Here is a 23,255-nt window from a genome sequence, read left to right as displayed (position 1 = left end):
CCTTTGCTCTCATTTCCGGAGATTCTTCATAAAAGAATCATCCTTGCCAAACATATCATATAGTTTCTTATAAGCTTCATAGACCTTTGCATAAGCCTTCGTCTTTTCTGCATCCGGTCTATAAACCTGTCTGTCCTTCGGGATCATGACCTCTGTCGCTTCCTTAAAGGTAGCAAAGCCCTCTCCCTTTCCTTCTTTTCCAAGGGCTACTGCCCCGCATACCGCCGCCCCGTGAGCCGGTACATTATCAACAAGCGGCACGATCACTTCTTTTCCAAAAGCATCCGCACACATCTGCATGATCCAGGGGCTCTTTCTGGCGATCCCACCTACCGCATAGATATAGGAAATCGGAACACCATTCTCTTCGTAATTATCCAGGATTCTTTTGGAACCAAATATATTGGCCTCTACCAGTGTACGGTAGATTTCTTCTGTTCTGGTATCCAGTGTAAGACCTACGATAAGTCCGGACAGATTATAATTGGAAAGGATACTTCTGTTTCCATTGAACCAGTCCAGTGCTACCAACCCCGTTGTACCCGGTTCTATCTTAGCAGCAAGCTCACCTAAGTACTGTAAAATACTTTGCTTTTTCTCTTCTGCTTCCCGGTAATATCTTTCCGGTACCCCCGTATCTGCAAACCACTGAAAAATATCTCCTGTGGCAGGCTGTCCTGACTCATATCCATAGAGCCCAGGCACCATACCATCTGCAGCGATCGAGCACAGCCCTTCAAATGCATGGTAGTCCTTGTACATCATCTGATGACAGGTACTGGTTCCCATTACCAGTATCATACTTCCGCTTTCTGTTACACCAGCGCCGCATCCTGCCACTGCTCCGTCACTGTGTCCTGCTGCTACTACTGCCTCTGTGGTGAGCCCCATCCGTGCAGCCATATCCTCTGTAAGATGTCCGGCAGGATCTCCTACGGTAAGGATCTCCCCTGCCAGCTTTGTTTCTGTAACATCTGTAAGACCGGGATCAATAGCCTTAAGGAACTCCGGATCAGGATATCCCTGCCCCTTTACCCAGAAGCAGTTAACCCCCAGTGCTGCACTGCACCTTGTTACCCTTCCGGTCAGAGCCATTACGATATAATCCACAGCTTCCATAAAATAATCTGCTGCATCATATATTTCCGGATTCTCCCTGAGCACCTGCAGAAGCTTTGGAAATACCCATTCTGAGGAAACCGCTCCGCCGAAATAATCCTTCAGCCAGGTAGTATGCTCCTTTGCATACGCTTCAATTTCCTCTGCATATTTCTGTGCCCCATGATGCTTCCAGAGCTTAGGCCAGGCATTTGGCTTATCCCGGAACTCTGCCAGCTCACACAAAGGCGTTCCATCCTTTTTTACAGGAAGCAGCGTACAGCTCGTAAAATCTGTACCTATGCTTTTTACCTCTTCCGGTCTGATATTACCATCCTTCAGCATCCTTTTTGAGATCTGGCAGATACAGAACAGCCAGTCCATGGGATCCTGCAGATTCCAGTCCTTCTGCAGAGGAATATCTGCATGATACATTTTCCCATTGATCACACCATGTGCATATTTTTCTTCTGCTGTCGCTGCCACCTGTCCGGTTTCCAGATCAATGGCAATCCCTCTGCAGGACAGCGTTCCAAAATCAAAACCAAATGCGTAACTTCCCATACTTTTATGCCTACTTCGTCAGTTCATACAGATCCTTATCAACAATCACTGTTGCATCCTCACAGATATGAAGGATGCTGCAGGGAAGCTGCGGATCCACATGATCACTTTCCAACAGTTTCTTGATCGCCGGGGCTTTTGCTGCTCCGGTTGCCACCAGTATTACCTTCGCTGCGGTAGCAATTCCATACATACCCATGGTAATGGCACTTCTTGGCACGTCTGATTCCTTTTCAAAGAACCTTGCATTTGCCTTGATCGTTTCCTCTGCCAGTTCTACCTTGTGTGCAGATGCCGTAAAATAGCTGTCCGGCTCATTAAATCCAATATGTCCATTATTGCCGATTCCCAGTATCTGAATATCGATCTTATTATCCTTCAGAAAATCATTGAATCTTTTTTCCTGTTTCGCTGCATCCGCCGCACCATCTACCAGAAAGATATTTTCTTCCTTCAGGTTCACTTTTGAAAAAAAGTGCTGATCCATGAAATAACCAAAGCTCTGGTCATGGTCTCTTGCCAGTCCTTCATATTCATCCAGGTTTACGGTTCTGATCTCTGAAAAATCAATCAGTCCCCTTTTATAGTCATCGACCAGACATTCATACATTCCAATCGGCGTACTTCCTGTTGCGAGCCCTATCAGCGCATTTCTTTTATGCTCAATGACATTTTTGTAAAGATCTGCTGCCACACGGCTGCTTTCTTCATAGCTTTCCGTAACGATCAGTTTCATGCCTCTGCCTCCGCAGCCAGCATAGCTCCGACACCGCCAGCAGGATGAACTACCTTGAAGTAATCCTTGTCAATACCGTTATACAGCATACAGCCAATGGAAATCGCATCAAACAGTGCAAATACAGCTGTAACTGATGTGGTGGAAAGACACTGGTAAGGACATGCCTCCGGTCCTGTATGAAGGATCAGATTCAGGTCGCTTTCTTTAGCGATCGGAGAATCCGGATTTTCTGTTACTGTAATGATCTTCGCCCCGCGAAGCTTTGCAACGGGGATCAGATTGATCATTTCTGTTGTCTTACCGCCTTTGGAAATAATAATAATGATATCTCCTTCACGGATCATACCATAATCACCATGGGGTGCATCTGCAGGATTTAAAAACTGGGAAGCCCTGTCCACACAGTTAAATACCTGGGATACCTTCTTTGCACAGGCACCTGATGTACCGCATCCGGTTGTGATGATCCTGCCCTTGCATTCTGCGATCATCTGTACTGCCTTAATATAGTTGTCCTTATCTACTGTATTTGCCAGCTCCGCTACGGCATGTGCTTCATTGGCAAAGGTATGTAATGCACTCTTGTAAATTTCTTCTCCTGAAATCATGTATTTCTCCTTCCACTTCTGTCTTACTAGCTTCTCGTCTTTTTAACCACATCCATAAATGCCTTGACACGTGTACGGTCCACCTGATTCTCGAACTTACCATCATATTTAAACGTTGTTCCAACCACTGCACCATCTGCAATCTGAAGAAGCTTTTCGATAGTATCGATCCTGCAGCCAGTATTAGCAAGCACTACCGTATCCGGAACCGTCTTCTTTACCTCATCCAGAATTCCCGCATCCGTTGCGCTTCCTGCAGTCAGTCCTGATACGCAGAGGGCATCCGGTCTGCAGTTAAATACTGTTGATTTGGCAATCTGCTTAATATCACGTGCTGCAAGATAGGCTGCTGCCTCCGGTACGATATTGAATAACAGCTTTACATTTTCTGCACCGATAGCTCTCTGATGTCTGACGGTCTCACCACAATTGGTATCCCAGATTCCAAAATCACTGGCATAAACACCGGTAAAGATCTCTCTGATGAATTTCGCATCTGTTGCGGCTGCCAGATCCAGGGATGCTTTCGGATCCCATAACACATTGACTCCATAAGGAATCCTGATCTCCGGCTGAAGCTCACCAATGACTCTCGCCATGGCTGCTACTGTTTCCTTCTTAACATCTGTCAGGTAAGGAAGACTGTATTCGTTACTAAACATAATGGCATCTACGCCACCCTCCTGCAGGGCATCCAGATCCTCCCTTGCCTTTTCAATTACCCATTTCATTCCTTTCGCTTTATCAAAATAAGGATCTCCGGGCATGGGCTGCATATGCAGCATGGCAATAATTGCCTTTTCTGTTCCGATGACTTCTTTTAACCAGCTCATAACCTTCCTTTCTTATACCACGATCAGCCGTGGTATCTTTTCTTCCAATACTTTTCGTTTTTCCTCCCCGATGCCTTCGTCTGTGATAATACAGTCAAAATCTTCGATGTCACAAACCTTCGCAAGTGCTTTCTTCGAAAATTTACTGCAGTCAGAGATCATGACCCTCTTCTTTCCACAGTTCAGAATACTCTTTTTGATTCCGATCTCCAGAAAGTTTGAGTTGAATACTCCTTTCTCTACATTGACTGCATCGGCTCCCAGAAAGGCAATGTCCACGTACAGCTTTTTGATGAATTCTTCTCCTATATCTCCGACCAGCACATTGTAGCCATCCCGTCTGAAACCACCGGTTACGATCATCGTGGAACTCGGATCCATTTTTGCAGCATATGCAATGTCCAGATTGTTCGTTACGATAGTCAGACGTTTCACTGTTGACAACTGCTCTGCCAGCACACAAGCGGTTGTTCCGGAATCAAGGAAGATACTGTCTCCATCCCTTACCAGCTCAGCAGCTGCTTTGGCTATTTTCTTCTTTTCCGGTATCATGACGGTCTGTTTCTCGGAGTGGATCGCCTCAAAGCCGGTTCCCCGGTGAAGAATCGCTCCTCCATGGGTTCTCTCTACAAGATCTGTGAGTGCCATATCATCCAGGTCTCTTCTTGCTGTCGCCTCTGACACATTGCAGAGCTCTGCTGCCTCCTTGATAGAGATGCTGTCATTTACAGATAAGAAATCCATGATCCTCTGCTGACGTCCTGCTGGTATTGAATTGTTTGTTTGTACCATGTTTTGTTTTCCTTTCTTGAGTTTAATTTATCACACATTGCAATCTTTTGCAATATTTTATTTTAAATACTTTCAAATTCTTTCAAACTATTGCAATATCCAGCATGATTGTTTATGATAGTATATGATAGATTTTAACTCAAATATTGCAAAATTCATAGTAAACGGAGGTATTTATGCAATTTTCTTTTATTTTTGACATGGATGGACTGATTTTGGATACAGAAACTATTGCAAGAAAGGTCTGGCCGATTGTCTATAATTTCATAAGCGAGCAGGAAGCTGATGACGATTATCTGCACGTTGTCGGAAAATCCAACGCTGCGATCATCTCGTATCTCTCTGCCAAATATCCTGATCAGCCAATCAAGGAGATCAACAGCCATATTGATGAAGAGATCGTAAGGTATGTTTCTGCCCATGGTGCAGGCATTAAAGGAGGTGTCCTTACGCTTCTGGATTTTCTGGATGACCACCATATCAAAAAGGCAGTTGCAACCTCCAGCCACAGAGAAGTTGCATCTGCCCTTTTGTCAAAGGAAAATCTGCTGCACCGCTTTGATACGATCGTGTGCGGCAACGAAGTAGAAAGATCCAAGCCATACCCGGATATCTTTTTAGAGGCTTCCAGAAGGCTTAACACACCGCCTTCCCACTGTTATGTCTGTGAGGACTCCTACAACGGGATCCGGGCTGCCCATAATGGAGACTTTATTCCGATTATGGTTCCGGATCAGATTGCCCCCGATAAAGAAATGCAGGAAAAAGCATTCCGCATTTATTCCTGCATCTCAGATATTATTCCCTATTTAAAAGAAACCTACCACCTGGTATGATGGTTTGTTTTATTTTGACATACTCTGTCAGAAATCGTCTGCAGGGAGGCTTCACGAAGGCCGCTTCACAAACTGAAGCAGCACCCGCAGGGTACGGAGCACGTCGATCACGAAAGCAAACCGGAGACCGTTCTCCTTCAGTGCCTGGTGTCCCTCCTTCAGGGATGCCAGATAGCTGCCCGTACTGGAGGTGCTGGTTCCCCCGTAGTACATGCGGATAATATTCTCCGGAAGATAAGCAAGACGGTTCCGGCCATCCTTCAGAAAGCGGATCATGAATTCATAGTCTGCAGCGATCCTGTATTCGGTCTTATAAAGACCATAGTTCTCATAGACCTCCCTTTTCAGGAAGAGCGTAGGATGACCTGGCATCCAGCCGGCATACAGGCTCTTCTGCGGCCCCATCTTCCAGTATCTGACGATTTTTTCTCCGTCAGCATAAATAAGGTCTGCATGTGCTCCGACGCAGCCGGTATCTCCTTCGATCAGAGCCGCCATTTTGGATACAGCATCATGACATAAAAAAAAATCATTAAAGAATACAATAATATCACCACTAGAAAGAGCATAGCCCTGATTCATGGCATCATAAATGCCCTCATCAGATCTGGATACCCAGTTCACCAGGTATCTGCTCCTCTCTTTGTATTCTTTAATCATTTTTATAGTGTCATCTGTCGAACCGCCGTCCTTGATATTTACCTCTATATCAGGATAATCCTGCTTCTCGATGCTCTCCAGGGTTGAAGCAAGATTTTTCCCACTGTTATAGGTAGTAAGGATCAAAGATACTGTTTTCAAAATGGTTCCTCCGGATATAGAATTCACCCGATCTTCAGGCGGAATTTCTGCAGCTCTCTCTCTGTTACAACCTTTTCGATCTGTGCGCCAAGGCTCTGCAGCTTTTCAGGGAAATCCTCATATCCTCTTTCAATAAATTTAATATCATCAATCGTAGAAACACCCTCTGCTGCAAGTGCCGCCGTCACAAGTGCTGCACCTGCACGGAGATCTGGTGCAGTAAGGCTTGCACCGGTGTACTTCTGTACGCCATCAATGATCGCTGTGTTGCTCTCTACCTTAATATTGGCTCCCATCCGGGTCAGCTCATCCACATATTTGAAACGGTTTTCAAAAATACTCTCTGTTACAATGCTGGTGCCTTTGGATAATCCAAGTGCCATGGTGATCTGCGGCTGCATATCTGTTGGAAATCCGGGATAGGGAAGTGTCTTGACATGAGTATGGGTCAGTGGCTTGCTTGCAACTACTCTGACCGCATCATCAGATTCCTCCACTTCACAGCCGATCTCTATCAGCTTTGCACTGATGGACTCCAGGTGCTTGGGAATGACATTCTTTACAGTAACATCTCCTCTTGTCACTGCAGCTGCAAACATAAAGGTTCCGGCCTCGATCTGATCCGGAATAATTGCGTATTCCGTACCATGAAGCGCCTTTACTCCCTTGATCCTGATCACATCTGTACCTGCTCCTTTAATAGAAGCTCCCATACTGTTCAGGAAATTGGCCACATCTACTACATGAGGTTCTTTGGCTGCATTTTCAATGATCGTCTGACCTTCTGCCATCGCTGCCGCCATCATGATATTAATGGTAGCGCCTACAGTAACTACATCCAGATAAATATGGCTTCCCACAAGTCTGTCTGCTTCAGTGATGACAAGTCCTCTCTCGATCCTTACATCAGCACCAAGTGCACGGAATCCCTTGATATGCTGGTCAATGGGCCTGAGCCCGATATTGCATCCGCCGGGAAGTGCCACCTCCGCCTTCTTGAACTTACCAAGAAGTGCCCCCAAAAAATAATAAGAGGCCCTGATCTTCTTAATACTGTCGTCCTCAACGACCAGACTTTCAATCATGCCTGCATTAATCTTTACTGTATGTCTGTCCAGCTTCTCTATTCTGATGCCTATGCTTTCCATGGCTTCCAGCATTGCCGCTGTGTCACGGAGATCCGGCACATTTTCTATCACTACGGTTTCTTCCGTCATGGCTGCTGCCGCAAGGATCGCAAGTGCCGCATTCTTCGCACCGCCGATCTCTACCTCGCCAACCAGAGGATTGCCGCCCTTGATTGCATACTGTTCCATCGTATTCCCTCTATCTATATCAAAATCAAACGAAAAATCTCATTGTCAGAGCCCGGAGATACCCTCTGGGCTCATTGCACGCTTGTTCTAAGTATAACATATTTCCGCATTTTGTAAATCTCAAACATCCGTTCTGACATCTGGTCATAGTTTCCTGTCAGTTAAGATACTTCAACGGATTCACCTGACTGCCACCGATCAGGATCTCAAAGTGAAGGTGTGGTCCCGTACTGATACCGGTATTACCGCTCAGTGCGATCTTCTGTCCCTGGGACACCGTCTGTCCTGCCGATACCAGAACCTTACTCAGATGTCCATATCTGGTCTGTCTGCCATCTGGATGATTGATGTATACCACGTATCCATAACCGCTTCCCCATCCGGCCTTGGCAACCGTACCACCAGAGGATGCCACTACTGCAGTTCCTGTCGGTGTTGCCCAGTCAACGCCCTTATGGTAGGTGCTCGCTCCACGCTTTGGCGCACTTCTTCTTCCGAAATTGGAGCTTAACCGTCCACCGGAAATGGGCTTAATATAAGTAGGCGGTATCTTGGTCCCGCGCTCCACGATCTTCGGTACAGCCTGATACGTGATCTCTTCCTTGATGATCTCTGTACCGACCTTCTGATCGTTTTCAAAAGAAACTATGGCCACCACCTTCCTGTGTCCGGCAGAAGGCTCCTGTAATGTCTTCTTCTCGGTCGTATACCATTCATCATTATCTATATAGATAATGTCTGCTTCATAATCCTCTTCGTAGTAAAGCTCCTCCTGCCTGGTTACAGTAAGCTCAGGCCTTGGCACCATGATCACCAGCTCTTCCCCGGCACGGATCATGGAATTTTCATCTTCCAGTGAAGCATTCATTTCCACCAGCTTGTCCAGTGGAATGTCTGTTTTCAGCGAAATGCCGGAAAGCGTATCTCCGGACTGTACCTCGTAGACCTCGTTTTTCTCCTGATCCTTGGTTACCATCTCAATAGCATCATTTACATCCGTCAGTTCCTCAGCTAAAAGATAAGCCTCCGCCACCTCTACGGTATCTCCAAAATCCATGGAGATCAGCCCGAGATCATAATCTTCAAAATCCTTTTCCACCTTCGGCTGTACTGCTTCAAATACAGCATCCAGCTCCGCATCCATACCGGCGCTTAAGCTGACTGCCTCCTTGATTTCTTCCTGTTCCTTTGCTTCTTCCTCAGATACTACTCTGGCTGTCAGTACCGGCAGCTCTCTCGCAGGATCCAGCAAAAGCTCAGCCTTATAGCTTCCAGTTTCTGCCGTATCATATTTGTCAAGTGCTGCCTGAAGAACCTGCGTCACTTCTTCCTTGCTGGCCAGATTGATCATAAAATCATTGATCTTGACAACATAGGAACGGTTCATGGTCTCACGGACATTATCTGCCAGTACCATCGCCATCCTGGATACGATCTCATCAGGATCATCTGTCCTTCCAAAAAGAACTTCCTGTCCCTGCAGTTCAATATTACTCTCCACCAGAACCAGCTCACTGCTGTCGCTGGCAATCTGTCTGCGTGCTTCTCTGGCATATTCTTCCGCCTCTTCAGGCGAAGCAACTGTTCCTACTGAAACGCCATCCAGAAGTACTCTAAACATATTATCCCCGCTTCTTTCAAATTTAACAAACACGGGCAGAAAAAACATGCTGACAATTACTGCCAGCACTGCAATTTTAATTCTTCTAACATGTAATCTTTTATAATAACTTGAATAATGCTTCATAAACCTTTATTTCTTTCTTACACTGTATCCAAATGTTCCCAGCTCTTTGCCAAGACCATAGTATGTTCCATGAGAATACACCATTGGATTTGCTTTGGCAAGGGAAAATTTTTCCTTTTCATCCATATAGGCTTCGTCCGCATGGACTGCCACTACCTCTGCCAGAAACATATCGTGGGTTCCAAGGGGAATTCTCCTTGTTACTCTGCACTCCAGATTTACAGGGCTCTCTGCCACAAGCGGTGCCTGTACCTTATCTGCCTTAACAGGAGTCAGCTTTACCTCTTTCCATTTATCTACATCTCTGCCGCTTCTCACACCGCAATAATCCGTGGCATAGGTCAATTCCTCTGTTGTCAGATTAATGACAAACTCTCCTGTCTCCACGATCATGGAATAGGAATAGCGTTCCGGACGGACAGAAATCGAAACCATCGGCGGATCACTGCAGATTGTCCCTGTCCACGCTACTGTAAAAAGATTCGTGCCTCCCTTTTTGTCTGCTGTACTGACAAGCACTGCAGGCAGTGGATATAACATATTTCCCGGCTTCCAGCTTTGTTTTGCCATAGGGGATCTCCTTTATAATCAGAATAAACCAAGGATCTGTGCTACCAGGATCCCTGTATTTGCCAGTGTCAGAATCATGGAAATAATAACGAAGGGAAGCAATACCTTACTGCCTCTTGCAGTCTTTTCCTGTACTTCCTTCAGTTCATTTGTCTGCTTCTCCAGTTCTTCGATCACAGCCGCCTGTACATTACGATATACCTTCACATTGTCAGTATGGAGGAAATCTTCCAGGGACTTAAATGCCTCATCCTGCATATTCTTCAGCCCGGAAACGGTCTCTGTCATCTTCTCCAGATTGTCCTTTCCGGAATTATCCTGGATCTCCGCAATCTTGGCAAGACTCTCCGCTACGGTCTGGTTGATACCTGCTATAGAAAGATCCGAGGTCTGTTTGATGCGGCTTACAGAAGCACTCTCCACTTCCCCGGCTGTCTTCTCAAGGCTCTCTCCTGCCTGTCTGGTCAGATCCTTCACTTCCTTGGCGCTTTCAATATTTCTCAGATTCAGCTGTCTCATTTCCTGCAGACAGTCATCATATTTCTCTATCTGTTCCTTAAAAACGGTTACCTGATTTTCCAGATTTTCAAGCTCTGCTGCATCGGCTGCCGCATTGGCTCTGATCATATCCTGCGAATTCAGCTTCTGCGTGATCTTATCCATAAAATTGTCCATCGTTTTCTTCCTCCCGGGCGCGAAAAACATTATAACGTTTTTATTGTAGCATTTTTGATGCCATTTGACAATACGAGCTCATTTTGTGCAATATGCATAATTTTTGACATCATCTTTTTATATCATTGTTATAATTAACCGTATTTTCACAATGCGTTCATAATTTATTCATAATTATGCTGTATAGTATAAGTAAATCAAGAGCAAGACTAATGTAGATAAATTTTTTCATAATAGCCCGGGTGCAGCAATGTATCCGGGCACTCCTCATTTTATGGACTGCACATACGGATGATCTCCCTGGAACACCTACGAAAGGGGCTGCACCTCCTGGCACAGCCCCTTTTTTATTTCAGTTCTCATTCCTGATACTTTCATCACAAAGCCTTTTGCCTCTGACTTCAGACTATTGCTTCTTCTGTCTGGCTGCCCTGGTGGATCATCTGGATCTCCTCATTCAGGGAAAGCATCCTTTCATCCAGTTCAGCTACCATCCTGGCACACTCTACCAGCTCATTCCGGATATGATCCGGTGCATTTCCTTCAAACTTGTAATTAATCTTATGCTCCAAGCTTGCCCAGAAATCCATGGCAACTGTCCTGATCTGGATCTCGACCTTGGTATCTACGATCCGGTCTGACAGATACACCGGTATGGTGACCAGCATATGATAGCTTTTATAGCCGCTTTTCTTAGGATTCACAATATAATCCTTGATCGAGATCACCTTGATATCACTCTGGTTCCTGATCATCTCTGCAATCTGGTAAATATCTGAAGTAAAGGAACATATTACTCTGATCCCTGCGATATCATTGACATATTCGACCATATTCTGGATCGTTGATTCATAGCCGTGCTTCTTTAATTTCTTGACGATGCTCTCCGGTGTTTTCACCCTTGATTTGATGTGCTCAATAGGATTATACCTGTGCACATGCTGAAACTCGTCATTCAATATTTCCAGCTTGGTAGAGATCTGCTTCAGTGCTGAACTGTAGATCAGCATGACCTCTTTCCAGTTGTCAATATCGCTGTCTCTCTGTACTACTAATTCCATTCTGTTTTCATCCGCCCCTATACATTTTTAACGGGATTTCCCGTCCTGCTTCTGCCCCCTGCATTCCTTCTGTTTTCTGTCAGGTTTCTGCAGCCCCCTGCTGTCACCCGGCAATTCTATTTTAACACAGTTTGTCAGCAATGTACATTCCGTTAATTCCCGCACTTTTATATATATGAGCAAAATAGATTTTTATTCCTGTTAATCTTCTTCTATCATCTGGATCTCCAGATAATCAAAATCAATCTGTTCGATAAAGCTGTCCTGCGTAAACCTTGCCCTGGAGTGCTTTCTGAAATCTGCCACACAGGAATCCAGCCAGATCGGTTTGCCAAGATCAAAAGCATAACAGATCTCATCCAGTGCTTCAAACACCTTATGTGTCCTGGTGTCTTCCTTATTATTTTCAATGACAATATCCCTCAGAAGATGATTGTCCTTCCATATTTTTCCCCACATCCGGAACATACTGCCACCTCCGTTTTCAATGAATTTCAGTATATCGGATTTTCCAAGGCAAGTAAAGAATAATTCTGTTGACATATCTCATAATATGTTGTAGTATTCATGTATATCATATGTAGTTTTGATTACTACTTATTGTGTCAAGGAGGTATCAATTATGCAGATAACTATTCGTGAACCAGGAAGTGCCATTACCCACTTTATCGCAATGATGCTGACTGTTTTCGCAGCAGCACCTCTTCTCGTGAAATCCGCTTTATCCGATACAGCCAATATGCTGCCGGCCATGACAATATTCATACTCAGCATGGTTCTTCTTTACGGTGCCAGCGCCACCTATCACTCTCTGAATATCGGAGGCCGGGCGCTCCGTATTTTCCGGAAGGTAGACCATATGATGATCTTTGTGCTGATCGCCGGATCCTACACACCGGTCTGTCTGATTGTCCTTGGCGGAAGGATGGGCTACACACTTTTTGCCGTAGTATGGGGGATTGCCATTGTGGGCATGCTGTTAAAAGCCTGCTGGGTCACCTGTCCCAAATGGTTTTCTTCTATTATATATATTGCCATGGGCTGGGTCTGTGTTTTCGTGTTTGGTCCTTTATGGAACACATTGCCCCACAATGCTTTTCTCTGGCTTCTGGCAGGCGGGATCATTTATACAATAGGCGGTGTGATCTACGCGCTGAAGCTCCCACTGTTTAACAGCAGACACACCTTCTTCGGATCCCATGAGATCTTCCATCTTTTTGTCATGGGCGGGAGTCTCTGTCACTTTATCTTTATGTACCATTATGTAGCGTAAATGACGCAAGGAGGCAGATGCCATACGCATCTGCCTCCTTTTATGCTTATATTACTTTAATCGTCATATCCGTTTGGATTGTTCTTCTGCCATCTCCAGGAATCTGCACACATATCCTTAATCCCATATTCTGCTTCCCAGCCAAGCTCTCTCTTCGCCTTGCTTGCATCAGAATAGCAGGTAGCAATATCGCCGGCACGGCGGGGTTTGATCACATAAGGGATCTTAACACCGGTAGCCTCTTCAAAATTCTTCACAATATCCAGAACACTGTAGCCCACACCAGTTCCCAGGTTGTAGATCTCAAGTCCTGTTTTCTCTTCGATCTTCTTCAGCGCTTTTACATGTCCTTTTGCCAGATCTACTACATGGATATAGTCACGAACCCCTGTCCCATCCGGGGTATCATAGTCATTGCCAAATACTCCAAGCTCTTTCAGCTTGCCTACAGCAACCTGCGTAATATAAGGCATCAGATTATTGGGAATACCGTTCGGATTTTCTCCCATGGTACCGCTCTTATGTGCACCGATCGGGTTGAAATAACGAAGCAGGATCACATTCCATTCCGGATCTGCCTTCTGGATATCTGTCAGGATCTGCTCCAGCATGGACTTGGTCCAGCCATAGGGGTTGGTGCACTGTCCCTTGGGGCATTCCTCTGTGATCGGAATCACTGCCGGATTACCATATACCGTTGCAGAGGAGGAAAAGATAATGTTCTTCACACCATGCTTTCTCATCACATCTACCAGTGTAAGAGTACCGGAAATATTATTTTCATAATACTCCCACGGCTTCTGTACGGATTCTCCAACTGCCTTAAGTCCCGCAAAATGAATACAGCAGTCTATCTTCTCTTTATCAAAAATCTCATTCATAGCCTCTCTGTCAAGGATATCTGCTTTATAAAAAGGAACCTTCTTTCCTGTGATGGCTTCCACTCTCTGAAGGCTCTTCTCACTGGAATTTGCCAGATTGTCCACTACTACCACATCATATCCTGCATTCTGAAGCTCTACTACTGTATGGCTGCCAATATATCCGGCACCACCTGTAACTAAAATGGTCATATTCGTTACTTCCTTTCTTCCGGCGGAAAATTCCCGCTGTATTTTCAGGTATGAAAGATTCCTGATCACTCTCTGTTTCAAAGAAAGTGTACTTCAATTTCTTAAAAGCTGGCAAGTCAGTAATGTTATTCAAACCTGTCAAAATGTTAACTAGAGTTTAATACCGTTTTCTTTACACAGCTCTCTCGCGGTCTCTACGGAATCTACGCCTGTCTTATTTTTAATCGGTGCAAATTCCTTCCTTCTGTCTACCTCAAAGGGAAGACAGCTGTCAAGCTCATGGATCATATCCAGTACAAGTTGCTCATATTTATAGCCGTTTGGCTTCTCCGGCTTCACCTGTTCCCCATTTTCATCCAGACAGGTGATCTTCTTTTCTACTACATGAAGCGGAAGCTTCTTTTCCCGGATGGTTTCAAGATCTGACACACGGAACAGATAATTCAGGATAACGCCAAAATAATATGCAGGATCCCCATTTTCATCCTTCGCTGCTGCCAGCTCCTCTGTCAGCTCATAATACTCTATGATAGATGGTCTGCCATCTTCCAGACACATAACCCCAACCTTTTCATCTGGTGCACACTTCTTAACTACCTTGGCTCCTACACTGCACCCGGCGGTAAGGACAGCACCGATAAAGCATGGATCCGCGATTCTCTGCAGGACATTGTCCACAGAAAAAACATTCAGCCATTCCACACCGTCTGCGATCGCCTTCTGTGCAATTCCCCACTTGTACATGGAAGAATACCATCCGCCATTTCCATTGGGAGAGGTGGCGATCCTGCCCTTTTCTTCCATATAAACCTTACCGTTATAATCGGAAGCAGGTGCCATCTCCTGTTTAAAAAATGTCACATAGTCACTGTTATAGCCAAAATAATTATGATCATAAAGGAACTGGCAGGTTGCTTCATGATTCTTCTCACTTGTCATGATATACAACGGAATCCAGCTTTCCGCCACCCTGACCACATCCATCAGGTTCTCGATCAGCCTCTGGAAAATATATACCTTTTTCGTGATACCAATATCGTACATTCCCTTGGGATCATCAGAGCCAAGCCTGGTTCCCATGCCACCCGCAAGAAGCACCGCTCCGACCTTTCCTTCCCTGATCACCTGAAGACCACAGGCTCTGAACTCTTCTTTCTTTGCTTCGATCTCCGGCAGCTGCATGGCTGTCAAAGGGGTGATCACTCCCTTTTTATTCTCGGTTGCTGCTTCCCTTCCACTGACCAGAATAGAAAAGTCAGTCTCGTCAATCTGAGTAAGAAGCGCCTCCTGCTGCTCTTTCGTCAGTTCGTTATAATACATAAGGACATGCTCCTGTCCATAGCTTTTCAGTTTTGCAAGGGCTTCCTGATAATTCATTCCGTACCTCCTGTATTTTACACATTTTGTTATATACCAACAGTATACTGACTATCCACCCATTATGCAACCATTAACCACTCTGTCATTATTTTCCATCATTTTCTGGCAGGAACTGGAATCCCTTCCTGTGTAAAGATTCCGTTAATAACCCGTTAAACTGTCGTTAAGAATAGCCTGCCTCTCTTTTATCTGGAGATTCTTTCCTGCTAGAATGTCAATGTGTAAAAGGTGATCTATAAAAAAACAGAGAGGTATAAGCTATGAACATTGGAATTTTATTAATCATGATCATCGGTGGTGTTGCCGGCATTTTTTCAACTCTTTATCTGACAGTTTCCATTCCTGTTGTACTTGGATGGAAGATCTACAGACGTTTCGCGAAAGGTATTCCGCTGACCAAATAACTGCGTTTTTCAGGACAGTCTTCACTGTCCTGTTTCAGGAAGTATTTTCAAAAAATAATTCAGGAGATTCTCTCCCATGATCTTTCTGACCGTCTCTTGTGAAATCCCCTGCTGCAGCAGCGCTGCGGTCAGAAGGACAGCATCACCGTGATCCTTCAGGCAATCCTCTGCTTCAGAGCTTTGCTTTCCCTGCTGTCTGCAGGATGCGGTGGTGTAGGAGTCACAAAGATCGAATCCATAGCCGATATGCTCCTCTCCCATGATCTCCAGCTCCTTCTGTACATGCCTGCACAGCATTTCCAGATGGTTACCGGAAAGGGAACCAGTGATATATTTACAGGCATTCAGTCCGGCGATCCCTCCCTGCCCTGCCAGCTTCCGCAGCTGCTCATCAGTCAGATTCCGGTAGCTGTCATAAACACTTCTGCTGTTTGAATGGGTGGCGATGAAGGGTCTTTCCGTGATCGCCTGAATATCTTCAAAGCCTTTGTCATTCAGGTGGCTGACATCCAGAAACAGGGAAAGCTCCTCCATCTTCCTGACAGCATTCCTGCCATGTGTAGTCAATCCACCTCTTACCTGCCGGTGTTCTGTGGCTCTGCAGCATCCATTTGCAAATGCCCCTTTCCTGCTCCATACAAGAGAGGCTCCCGAGATCCCCTGCTTTTTCAATTCCGTCAGAAGCTCAGGATCCTCACCGATCACCTCCAGTCCTTCCATATAAAGTAGAATGGCGATCTTTTTTTCTGCAATCGCTTTCTTTAAGCTTTCTGCACAGCTGACAAGCCGGACTTCTGTCAGGTCTGCCAGATCCTTTTTCAGGGCATCGATCTGCTGCAGCGCATTCTCAAAGCCATTTGAAAGATTCCTGTTCTCCACGAATACAGAAGAAACAATCAGGGAAAAGCCGCCCCGTTTCCAGTCATCCAGATAATGGTGTCTCACAATATCTCTTTCCCCGAGCTGCCTTCTGATCAGCACCTCTCCAGCCAGATCCAGGTGTGCATCCACTGCCGGATTTTCACGGTGCAGTTTTTCAGCCTGTCTTCTGTATTTTTCTTCTATCTGAATATCCTTCATATGCAATGTAATCCTTTTCACTTTTCTTCTGTTTCATCTTATTTCCGGATACCGGCTTTTATGCAGTCCGACGCAGGGCACTACGATTCTCCTCATTAAAGTACGAAGCCAGGCGCACAGCCTAAAAAACAGCCTTCCCCAAAAGGGAAAGACTGTCTCATCTTCTGTCTGCTGTTCAGATCCCGTTTATTTCTCCAGATCTACGGTCTTTAACAGCTCTCTGATCTGCTCTACACTGAGCCATTCACTGTTATTGCCTGAGCTGTAGGAGAAGCCATCTGGCACCTTTTTGCCGCTCATATTGATCTTCTGCTTATCATTCCAGGTTACCTGGGGATATACGATAAAATGCTTGTCATATTCATAGGTTGTTGCTGAATCTTCTACCGTTACCATGATCTCATGGAGCTTTTCACCGGGTCTGATACCAACCTCCGGCATTTCACAGTCAGGCAGCATGGCCTTTGCAAGATCTGTGATCTTAAAGGAAGGGATCTTACTGATAAAGGTCTCCCCACCGGTAGCCTCCTCAAGTGCCTTGATCACCAGCTCAACGCCCTGTGTCAGGCTGATCCAGAAACGCGTCATACGATAGTCAGTGATGGGAAGCTCCCTGCCGCCGTTCTTGATGATGCTGTTAAAGAACGGAATAATGGAGCCACGGCTTCCGGCTACGTTGCCATAACGGACGATAGAGAAATTGATGTCCTTTTTGCCTGCATAGGCATTGGCTGCGATAAACAGCTTATCAGATACCAGCTTGGTCCCGCCGTAGAGGTTTACCGGGTTTACCGCCTTATCCGTAGAAAGGGCAACTACCTTCTTTACATTGCTGTCAAGGGCTGCGTCAATGACATTCTGTGCACCATGGATGTTGGTCTTGATCGCTTCGTTTGGATTGTATTCACAGGCCGGCACCTGCTTTAAGGCAGCCGCATGGATCACATAATCCACATCCTCAAAAGCTCTCTGGAGACGTTCCTTGTCTCTCACATCCCCGATAAAGAAACGAAGCTTATCTGCATACTCCTTCATCTCATTCTGCATCAGAAACTGTTTGAACTCATCTCTGGAATAAATGATGATCTTCTTCGGATTGTAATGCGTCAGCACATATTTGGTAAAGCACTTACCAAAGGAACCGGTTCCTCCGGTAATCAGTATTGTCTTGTCATCTAATAACATAATTTCCTCCTGTGGAAGCAATTTCCATTCTTCCGGCATTTTCAGCCATTACTTTTTTCAGTTTATCATAAATCCGTCTTATCAGCAACTGCAATCATCGCAGCTCATACAGCTTCCACAGTCCCTTTTCTGCGATCAGTCGGTACTCTGTCAGCTTCGCATTGCTCTCAAGGAGCCTGTCAAGACAGGCCGTTCCGCTTTCGTGGTCAGCCACATAGGCAAGCACCCTGTCACTGGTATTCAGCGTTTCATCTGTCAGCTCATCCATATTATCTTCGCTTGCCAGATAAATCTCCGGATACTCCATCAGTTCATCCGAAAGCCTCCAGACATTACTCTCCGAAGCGCTGTTATAAAATACAATTACCGGCACATCCTTATTTTCCCTTACAAATGCCATCGCAGCCCGTTCTTCTTCATAAAGGAAAAATACCCGTCCTGCTTTCAGGGAAATCCCGTTCATCAGAAGTACTCCTGCACAAAGCACACAAAACAGGATCCAGCCTGTCTTTTTTCCTTCCGGAAGAAATCCGCTCAAAGGTTCTGTCAGAAAATACAGGAGCAGAAACAGAAGCAGTCCATAAATCGGCAGCATATACCGGTTTGAGGTTTCTCCAAGCAGAAGAGCTGTCTTTGCCACAATAAAGAAATATCCGGCACAGGCAGATACTAACAGCCAGATCTCTACAGGCAGTCTGCCGGATACCCTCCTGCCTGCCGGATGATCCACCAGCTTTTCCCTTCTTCCAAGGCAGCTTCTCGTCACCCAGAGAAGGCAGATAACCAGCAGGATCACGGCAAGACAGCCTGCCACCTCATATTTGTCAAACAGCTCTGTAAAGAACTGCAGCCTTTCCAGTGTATTTCCGGTATCGGCGAACTCATCCATGGCCTCTGTTCCCCGGTAGCCCCGGAAAATATGGGACATACTTGCCGGATAATACAGCACAGCAAGTCCGAAGGCCAGGACACAGGCTGCACAATAGGATAACAGCACCCGGATCTTTTTTCGTGAAAGCAGGTATACACAAAATGCAGCACCCAGGAAAAAATGAAATACCATATAGAAATACTGGGTCAGAAATCCCAGAAATACCGTGACCCCAACAGGGATCAGAAAGGGCAGTCCGAATTTCTGTTTCCTCACTGCCCTGACATGAAGCCATGCACACAGCAGTACAAACAGTGTCATCCACTGGTACATCCGGATAAACATTACCCCTGAGATCACAGCAGCACTGCCGCCCCATAAAAGGCAGGTCAGAAAGGCAAGCCTGACTCCCTTTTCTCCCTTTCCTGCTATTTCATATACAATCCCTGCCAGTAGGAAAAAGCATGGTACAAAGGCAGTCAGATTGACTGCTATTCCAAGCCATTTACTGAACACCCCCGGGAACAGGGAGCATACCGTATGGAGGATATAATAGTACAGCGGTGGATGCACATCCCATGACTGCATCTGCTTCACGATGCCATACCGGAACTGCTCCCCCGGCAGCACCACAAACTCGTTACGGTAGCTGTCCTTATCAATCCACTCCCTGTCATTCACGAACAGGCCAGCCGTCTTATTGGTGGAATAATAGGAATAAAACTCATCCTCATGGAATCCGGATTTCCGGCTTCCATAATATATTAATAAAAGAAGCTGCAGAAGCAGCAGAAGGAGAAATGCTCCTCCCCACAAAAGCCTTTTTCTTTTTTCTGCATCCTTCAAAATATTCTGTTTCTCCATAAATCTCCTGTATCAGTGAAATCCCCTGATCCCTGCATGCACCTTTCTCACAAGCGCCGGTGCTGCTGCAAGCAGAAGAAGATACTGCCTGTTCTTCTTTGTCAGATAGGGATTTGTTTTTATTTCTTTTCTGTGGCTTTTCAGGTAGCCGCATACCTGCATATAAAATGTATTATCCCTTTTCATCTGCGAGATCGGGATATGCAGCATATAATCAAGCCTCTGGATCAGGGCAAACCGCTCCGCTTCCACGGTAAGTCCCGGGTATTGTTCCTTTACCAGTGCTTCCACACGATCTGCATTATTGACAATATCCGTAAATACCCTCGGGAATTCTTCCTTATCCCTTGTCCTTGTATTACTGCCATAACGGTAAAAGACATGATACTCCTGCTCCGGCAGAATGCCAATCGCCGGGATTTCCGGAAGCAGCTCTACAAGGAGCCTGAAATCCTCATTCAGCTCCCCTTCCGGAAAATGATGCTGCTTCAGGAGTGAAGCCTCTATCAGCTTGGTGCAGAAGGAGCAGTCTCCCCGGTGCATCAGAAGCTCACGCAGAAAATCTTCACTCTCTACCAGCACCTGAGCTTCCGGAGGCGTACACACATCCGGCATCCTGTTTCCCTGCTCGTCAATTTCATCCCGCGAGCACTGTGCCACCAGAAGATTTTCCTCCAGCAGCATGGCAAGAAGCCTTTCATACATTTCCGGTTCTATATAATCGTCACTGTCCACGAATCCGATAAAATCACCCGTGGCTTTTTCGATCCCCAGATTTCTGGCTGAAGAAGAACCTCCGTTTTCCTTATGGAAAACCCGGATCCTTTTATCCTCCAGTGCGAACTTCTCACAGAGCGCCCCACTGTTATCCGTGGAACCATCATCCACAAGGAGGATCTCCAGATTGCGGTACGTCTGCTTCCTGATAGAGTCCACACATCTTGTCAGATACGCCATCACATTATAAACAGGTACGATCACACTGATCTTTATTGGCACATCCATGAATACATCCTCCTTTCTGAAATCACAGGCGCCGGGCTTAAAGGTCCATCATCTGCCCCTTCCGGATCTCCTGTCAGAAGCTCTTCTGAAAAACGGAGAAGCTCCCCGGCTGCATGCTCCGCATTCCACGCTCCCGTGATCGTCTCCATGGCTTTTCTGCCCATCTCCTTCCGCTTCCCGTCATTACAGGCAAGTGAAAGGACTGCCTGCGCCATCTGCATAAAATCATCCTCCGGATAAGCAATTCCATTCACACCCTGACGGATCAGATAAGGCACCGCCCCGGCAGCTGCACTTGCCACCTCTGCGCAGCCACTGTTCATGGCTTCATTTACCACAGCCCCCCAGCCTTCCAGCCGGTTACTGGTAAATACATGGATCTGGCATCTTTCCATGATATGCCGGATCTCCTCAGGCGGCAGAAATCCATGAAATATCATCCTGTCCGCTACGCCAAGCTCTTCCGTCTCACGCTTAAGGCTTTCTTCCATCTCCCCGCTTCCTGCCATATGGATCTCAAAATCTGTATAGATGCCCTCTTTCCGGATCTCCTCCAGATGCTCCCTTAAAAAGGCAGCCAGCCTTGGCATCATCTCCGCATGCTTCAAGGGAATGAAACGTCCTGCCCAGACGATCCGCAGGATCCCGTCTGCAGGCTTTAGCTGCTCCCACTCTTCTTCTGTATAATGCACTGTCTCCGGAAAATAACCCCAACGGAACATCTTGTCCGGATAAGCCCCGATCAGATGGAAGTCCGAAGGAACATAGGCTCCTGCGCAGAGCAGGTATGCCTTTCCCTTCCGGTATCTGGTATGTTCTTTATATTTATGGATCAGTCCCCTTGGGGAAACAACCTTCCACTGCCCCTCCCGGTACAACCGTTCACTGATCCGGATCACAGGCTTTCCGCCCCCAAGTCTCTCCTGTACCAGATCCTCCCGGTCTGACCATCCTGCCAGCAGTACATCACAGGAAAGGATCCTTTCCCTGCATTCTGCCTCCTCTTCATACAGACATTTCACAAAAGGGAGACTGTCCGCTTCATTATGCCATCCCATGGCAAGACGCTCCTGCTCCATGGGCTGCGCCTGCACAAAGCAGAAATCCTCCTTCAGTCTGTCATAGCAGGCATTACAGAAGGGGATCTGATGATGATTGATATAATTGGATAAAAAAGTCAGCTTCATGATTCGCAGATATCCTTATAAATTTCCAGCAGTCTTTCGTAGTTCAATACCCCATTGTGCGCCATTCTGGCTCTTCTTTTCTCCGCTTCAGAGATCTTTGCACAGAACGCTTCATCACCAAAGATACGAAGAACTGCCTCAGCCAGCTTTTCCGGATCCCCCTTGGTAAAAAGAAGTCCTTCCTGCCCATCTGTGATCATATCCGGGATACCCCCCGCCCATGATGCAGCCACCGGTACCCCAAGAAGCATGGCCTCTCCTACGGTGTTTGGCGAATTTTCAAGCACAGAAGCGCACACAAATACATGGCTTTTCAGAAACCGTTCTTTCATTTCCTGTTCCGGCAGATTTCCTGTAAAGATCACTTTATCCTCCAGATGATACCTTCGGATCAGGGTAAGCAGATACTTTCCGTAAGCTGGCAGCTTGATTTTTTCTTTTAATGTATGATGTGCTGTGATCCTGTTTCCTGCCACATACAGCCTGGTATCCGGATACATGGCAAGGATCTTTGGCATCGCCTCTAACAGAAAATGCAGCCCCTTTAAGGGATAATCTCCCTGTCCCAGGAAAATACTGTGCTCCTCACACGCATTTCTGTCCCATTCCCCTTCATAAAAGCTGTCACGCATGGTTTCATTCATACGATAATAGATCGCTCTTTCATTGACATAGGACGTTCCCCGCCTGTCAAAGGCTGTACGCCCCGTAATATAGCCTGTCTTTTCAATCGCTTCGATCTCATATTCCCCGCGCTTTATAAATTTTTCCTGCTGCTGTTTCAGTGAATCCCTCCGCAGAAAATCCCGGAGCGTTACCATGTTCTGTACTTTTTCCGGCAGATCTGCCATGTAAACCCTGGCAATCTCATGGCAGAGCCCCTGGATGCCGATCAGCGTTCTTTTCGGGTTGTCAAAAGCCCTGACCGCTGCCAGTGTATGGGGAAATTCCGTCCCGAAAATATGGATCATATCCGGCTTATCTGCTGCAAAGATCTGGCAGAAACGTTCTTCCAGACTGTTGTCATAGGTTTCCGGATGAGCCAGATCCTCCAGAAAGCCGAAGCACCGGATCCCATGTACATTGACACCGTCTGAAAGCACTTCTGCCGGAAGCGCTTCCTTCTGCTCCTCCGTCACCGGAAAGCAGACAGAAAGGGTAAAAGGAGCTTCGCCCTCCTTCACACGTTCAAAAATACCGGACAGCCAGCCCTCCCTGTTGCTGTAGGACAGGGAAAACTCTCTGGCAATGACCGGAAGCATAATATTACAGATCCACAATACTTTTCTCATA

Annotated in this window: 23 protein-coding genes; 3 read left to right on the top strand and 20 right to left on the bottom strand. The window is 46.2% G+C overall.

The window, feature by feature from the left end; translation table 11 throughout:
* Positions 1–9 precede the first annotated feature (9 nt).
* Genes OCV77_RS09925 through OCV77_RS09905 form a run of 5 tightly spaced genes read right to left on the bottom strand, consistent with a single transcriptional unit; the run spans position 10 to position 4,634 of the window.
* Positions 10–1,662: a ribulokinase gene (locus tag OCV77_RS09925; RefSeq protein ID WP_262574924.1), complete on the bottom strand. Its 1,653-nt coding sequence runs from the start codon at positions 1,660–1,662 to the stop codon at positions 10–12.
* A gap of 10 nt (positions 1,663–1,672) precedes the next feature.
* On the bottom strand, positions 1,673–2,398 hold the full coding sequence (locus tag OCV77_RS09920) for a glucosamine-6-phosphate deaminase (protein ID WP_118798038.1): 726 nt from the start codon (positions 2,396–2,398) through the stop codon (positions 1,673–1,675).
* Entirely contained in the window at positions 2,395–3,009 is a 615-nt protein-coding gene (locus OCV77_RS09915; protein ID WP_262574923.1) for a KpsF/GutQ family sugar-phosphate isomerase, read from the bottom strand. The genes OCV77_RS09920 and OCV77_RS09915 overlap by 4 nt, the downstream gene beginning before the upstream one ends.
* A gap of 26 nt (positions 3,010–3,035) precedes the next feature.
* Entirely contained in the window at positions 3,036–3,842 is an 807-nt protein-coding gene (locus OCV77_RS09910) for a BtpA/SgcQ family protein (protein WP_118798036.1), read from the bottom strand.
* Between the two features lie 12 nt (positions 3,843–3,854).
* The gene (locus OCV77_RS09905) at positions 3,855–4,634 is read right to left on the bottom strand and encodes a DeoR/GlpR family DNA-binding transcription regulator (protein ID WP_262574922.1); all 780 of its coding nucleotides are present in this window, start codon (positions 4,632–4,634) and stop codon (positions 3,855–3,857) included.
* A gap of 176 nt (positions 4,635–4,810) precedes the next feature.
* On the opposite strand from OCV77_RS09905, the gene OCV77_RS09900 reads away from it, so the two are divergent.
* On the top strand, positions 4,811–5,470 hold the full coding sequence (locus OCV77_RS09900) for an HAD family hydrolase (protein ID WP_262574920.1): 660 nt from the start codon (positions 4,811–4,813) through the stop codon (positions 5,468–5,470).
* Positions 5,471–5,521: 51 nt separating this feature from the next.
* On the opposite strand, the gene OCV77_RS09895 is transcribed toward OCV77_RS09900, so the two are convergent.
* From OCV77_RS09895 to OCV77_RS09865, 7 genes are all read right to left on the bottom strand, one after another.
* Positions 5,522–6,271: a glycosyltransferase family 2 protein gene (locus tag OCV77_RS09895; protein WP_262574919.1), complete on the bottom strand. Its 750-nt coding sequence runs from the start codon at positions 6,269–6,271 to the stop codon at positions 5,522–5,524.
* Positions 6,272–6,294: 23 nt separating this feature from the next.
* Complete coding sequence (locus OCV77_RS09890) at positions 6,295–7,587, bottom strand: UDP-N-acetylglucosamine 1-carboxyvinyltransferase (RefSeq protein WP_262574918.1); 1,293 nt, start codon at positions 7,585–7,587, stop codon at positions 6,295–6,297.
* Between the two features lie 157 nt (positions 7,588–7,744).
* A complete protein-coding gene (locus tag OCV77_RS09885; RefSeq protein ID WP_262574917.1) occupies positions 7,745–9,208 on the bottom strand; it encodes a M23 family metallopeptidase in 1,464 nt (487 codons plus the stop codon).
* Positions 9,209–9,340: 132 nt separating this feature from the next.
* Positions 9,341–9,904: a flavin reductase family protein gene (locus OCV77_RS09880; protein ID WP_262574916.1), complete on the bottom strand. Its 564-nt coding sequence runs from the start codon at positions 9,902–9,904 to the stop codon at positions 9,341–9,343.
* Between the two features lie 18 nt (positions 9,905–9,922).
* Positions 9,923–10,579 (bottom strand): hypothetical protein, encoded by a 657-nt coding sequence (locus OCV77_RS09875; RefSeq protein WP_118798029.1) that lies wholly within the window; start codon positions 10,577–10,579, stop codon positions 9,923–9,925.
* A gap of 401 nt (positions 10,580–10,980) precedes the next feature.
* On the bottom strand, positions 10,981–11,640 hold the full coding sequence (locus OCV77_RS09870; protein ID WP_118798028.1) for a GTP pyrophosphokinase: 660 nt from the start codon (positions 11,638–11,640) through the stop codon (positions 10,981–10,983).
* Positions 11,641–11,841: 201 nt separating this feature from the next.
* Complete coding sequence (locus OCV77_RS09865) at positions 11,842–12,108, bottom strand: hypothetical protein (RefSeq protein ID WP_262575011.1); 267 nt, start codon at positions 12,106–12,108, stop codon at positions 11,842–11,844.
* A gap of 154 nt (positions 12,109–12,262) precedes the next feature.
* Here OCV77_RS09865 and trhA point away from each other — a divergent pair, with 154 nt between their 5' ends.
* Entirely contained in the window at positions 12,263–12,913 is a 651-nt protein-coding gene (gene trhA, locus OCV77_RS09860) for a PAQR family membrane homeostasis protein TrhA (protein ID WP_118798026.1), read from the top strand.
* Positions 12,914–12,969: 56 nt separating this feature from the next.
* Here trhA and galE read toward each other — a convergent pair whose 3' ends face one another.
* Both galE and OCV77_RS09850 read right to left on the bottom strand, forming a co-directional pair.
* On the bottom strand, positions 12,970–13,986 hold the full coding sequence (galE, locus tag OCV77_RS09855) for a UDP-glucose 4-epimerase GalE (RefSeq protein ID WP_118798111.1): 1,017 nt from the start codon (positions 13,984–13,986) through the stop codon (positions 12,970–12,972).
* A 150-nt stretch (positions 13,987–14,136) separates the two neighbouring features.
* A complete protein-coding gene (locus OCV77_RS09850; protein ID WP_262574915.1) occupies positions 14,137–15,363 on the bottom strand; it encodes a UDPGP type 1 family protein in 1,227 nt (408 codons plus the stop codon).
* 263 nt (positions 15,364–15,626) lie between these two features.
* On the opposite strand from OCV77_RS09850, the gene OCV77_RS09845 reads away from it, so the two are divergent.
* Entirely contained in the window at positions 15,627–15,770 is a 144-nt protein-coding gene (locus OCV77_RS09845) for a hypothetical protein (RefSeq protein WP_262574914.1), read from the top strand.
* Between the two features lie 21 nt (positions 15,771–15,791).
* Here the strand turns inward: OCV77_RS09845 and OCV77_RS09840 are convergent, their stop codons facing one another.
* The 6 genes from OCV77_RS09840 to OCV77_RS09815 all read right to left on the bottom strand — a co-directional run bounded on the left by OCV77_RS09840 (position 15,792) and on the right by OCV77_RS09815 (position 23,254).
* Positions 15,792–16,850 carry a dipeptidase gene (locus OCV77_RS09840; protein ID WP_262574913.1) on the bottom strand — a complete coding sequence of 353 codons (1,059 nt, stop codon included), beginning with the start codon at positions 16,848–16,850 and terminating at the stop codon, positions 15,792–15,794.
* 186 nt (positions 16,851–17,036) lie between these two features.
* Positions 17,037–18,035, bottom strand: coding sequence for a UDP-N-acetylglucosamine 4,6-dehydratase (inverting) (gene pseB / locus OCV77_RS09835; protein ID WP_262574912.1), 999 nt, complete (start codon positions 18,033–18,035; stop codon positions 17,037–17,039).
* A gap of 94 nt (positions 18,036–18,129) precedes the next feature.
* Positions 18,130–19,770 (bottom strand): glycosyltransferase family 39 protein, encoded by a 1,641-nt coding sequence (locus OCV77_RS09830; RefSeq protein ID WP_262574911.1) that lies wholly within the window; start codon positions 19,768–19,770, stop codon positions 18,130–18,132.
* 12 nt (positions 19,771–19,782) lie between these two features.
* A complete protein-coding gene (locus tag OCV77_RS09825; RefSeq protein WP_262574910.1) occupies positions 19,783–20,775 on the bottom strand; it encodes a glycosyltransferase family 2 protein in 993 nt (330 codons plus the stop codon).
* The gene (locus OCV77_RS09820) at positions 20,760–21,962 is read right to left on the bottom strand and encodes a glycosyltransferase family 4 protein (RefSeq protein WP_262574909.1); all 1,203 of its coding nucleotides are present in this window, start codon (positions 21,960–21,962) and stop codon (positions 20,760–20,762) included. Before OCV77_RS09820 ends, OCV77_RS09825 begins: the two co-directional genes overlap by 16 nt.
* Entirely contained in the window at positions 21,959–23,254 is a 1,296-nt protein-coding gene (locus OCV77_RS09815) for a glycosyltransferase family 4 protein (RefSeq protein ID WP_262574908.1), read from the bottom strand. Before OCV77_RS09815 ends, OCV77_RS09820 begins: the two co-directional genes overlap by 4 nt.
* Position 23,255: the final 1 nt, after the last annotated feature.

The sequence above is a fragment of the Suilimivivens aceti genome (assembly GCF_025567405.1).
GTDB classification, from domain to species: Bacteria; Bacillota; Clostridia; order Lachnospirales; family Lachnospiraceae; genus Suilimivivens; species Suilimivivens aceti.
This window is presented reverse-complemented; position numbering and strand designations above follow the sequence as displayed.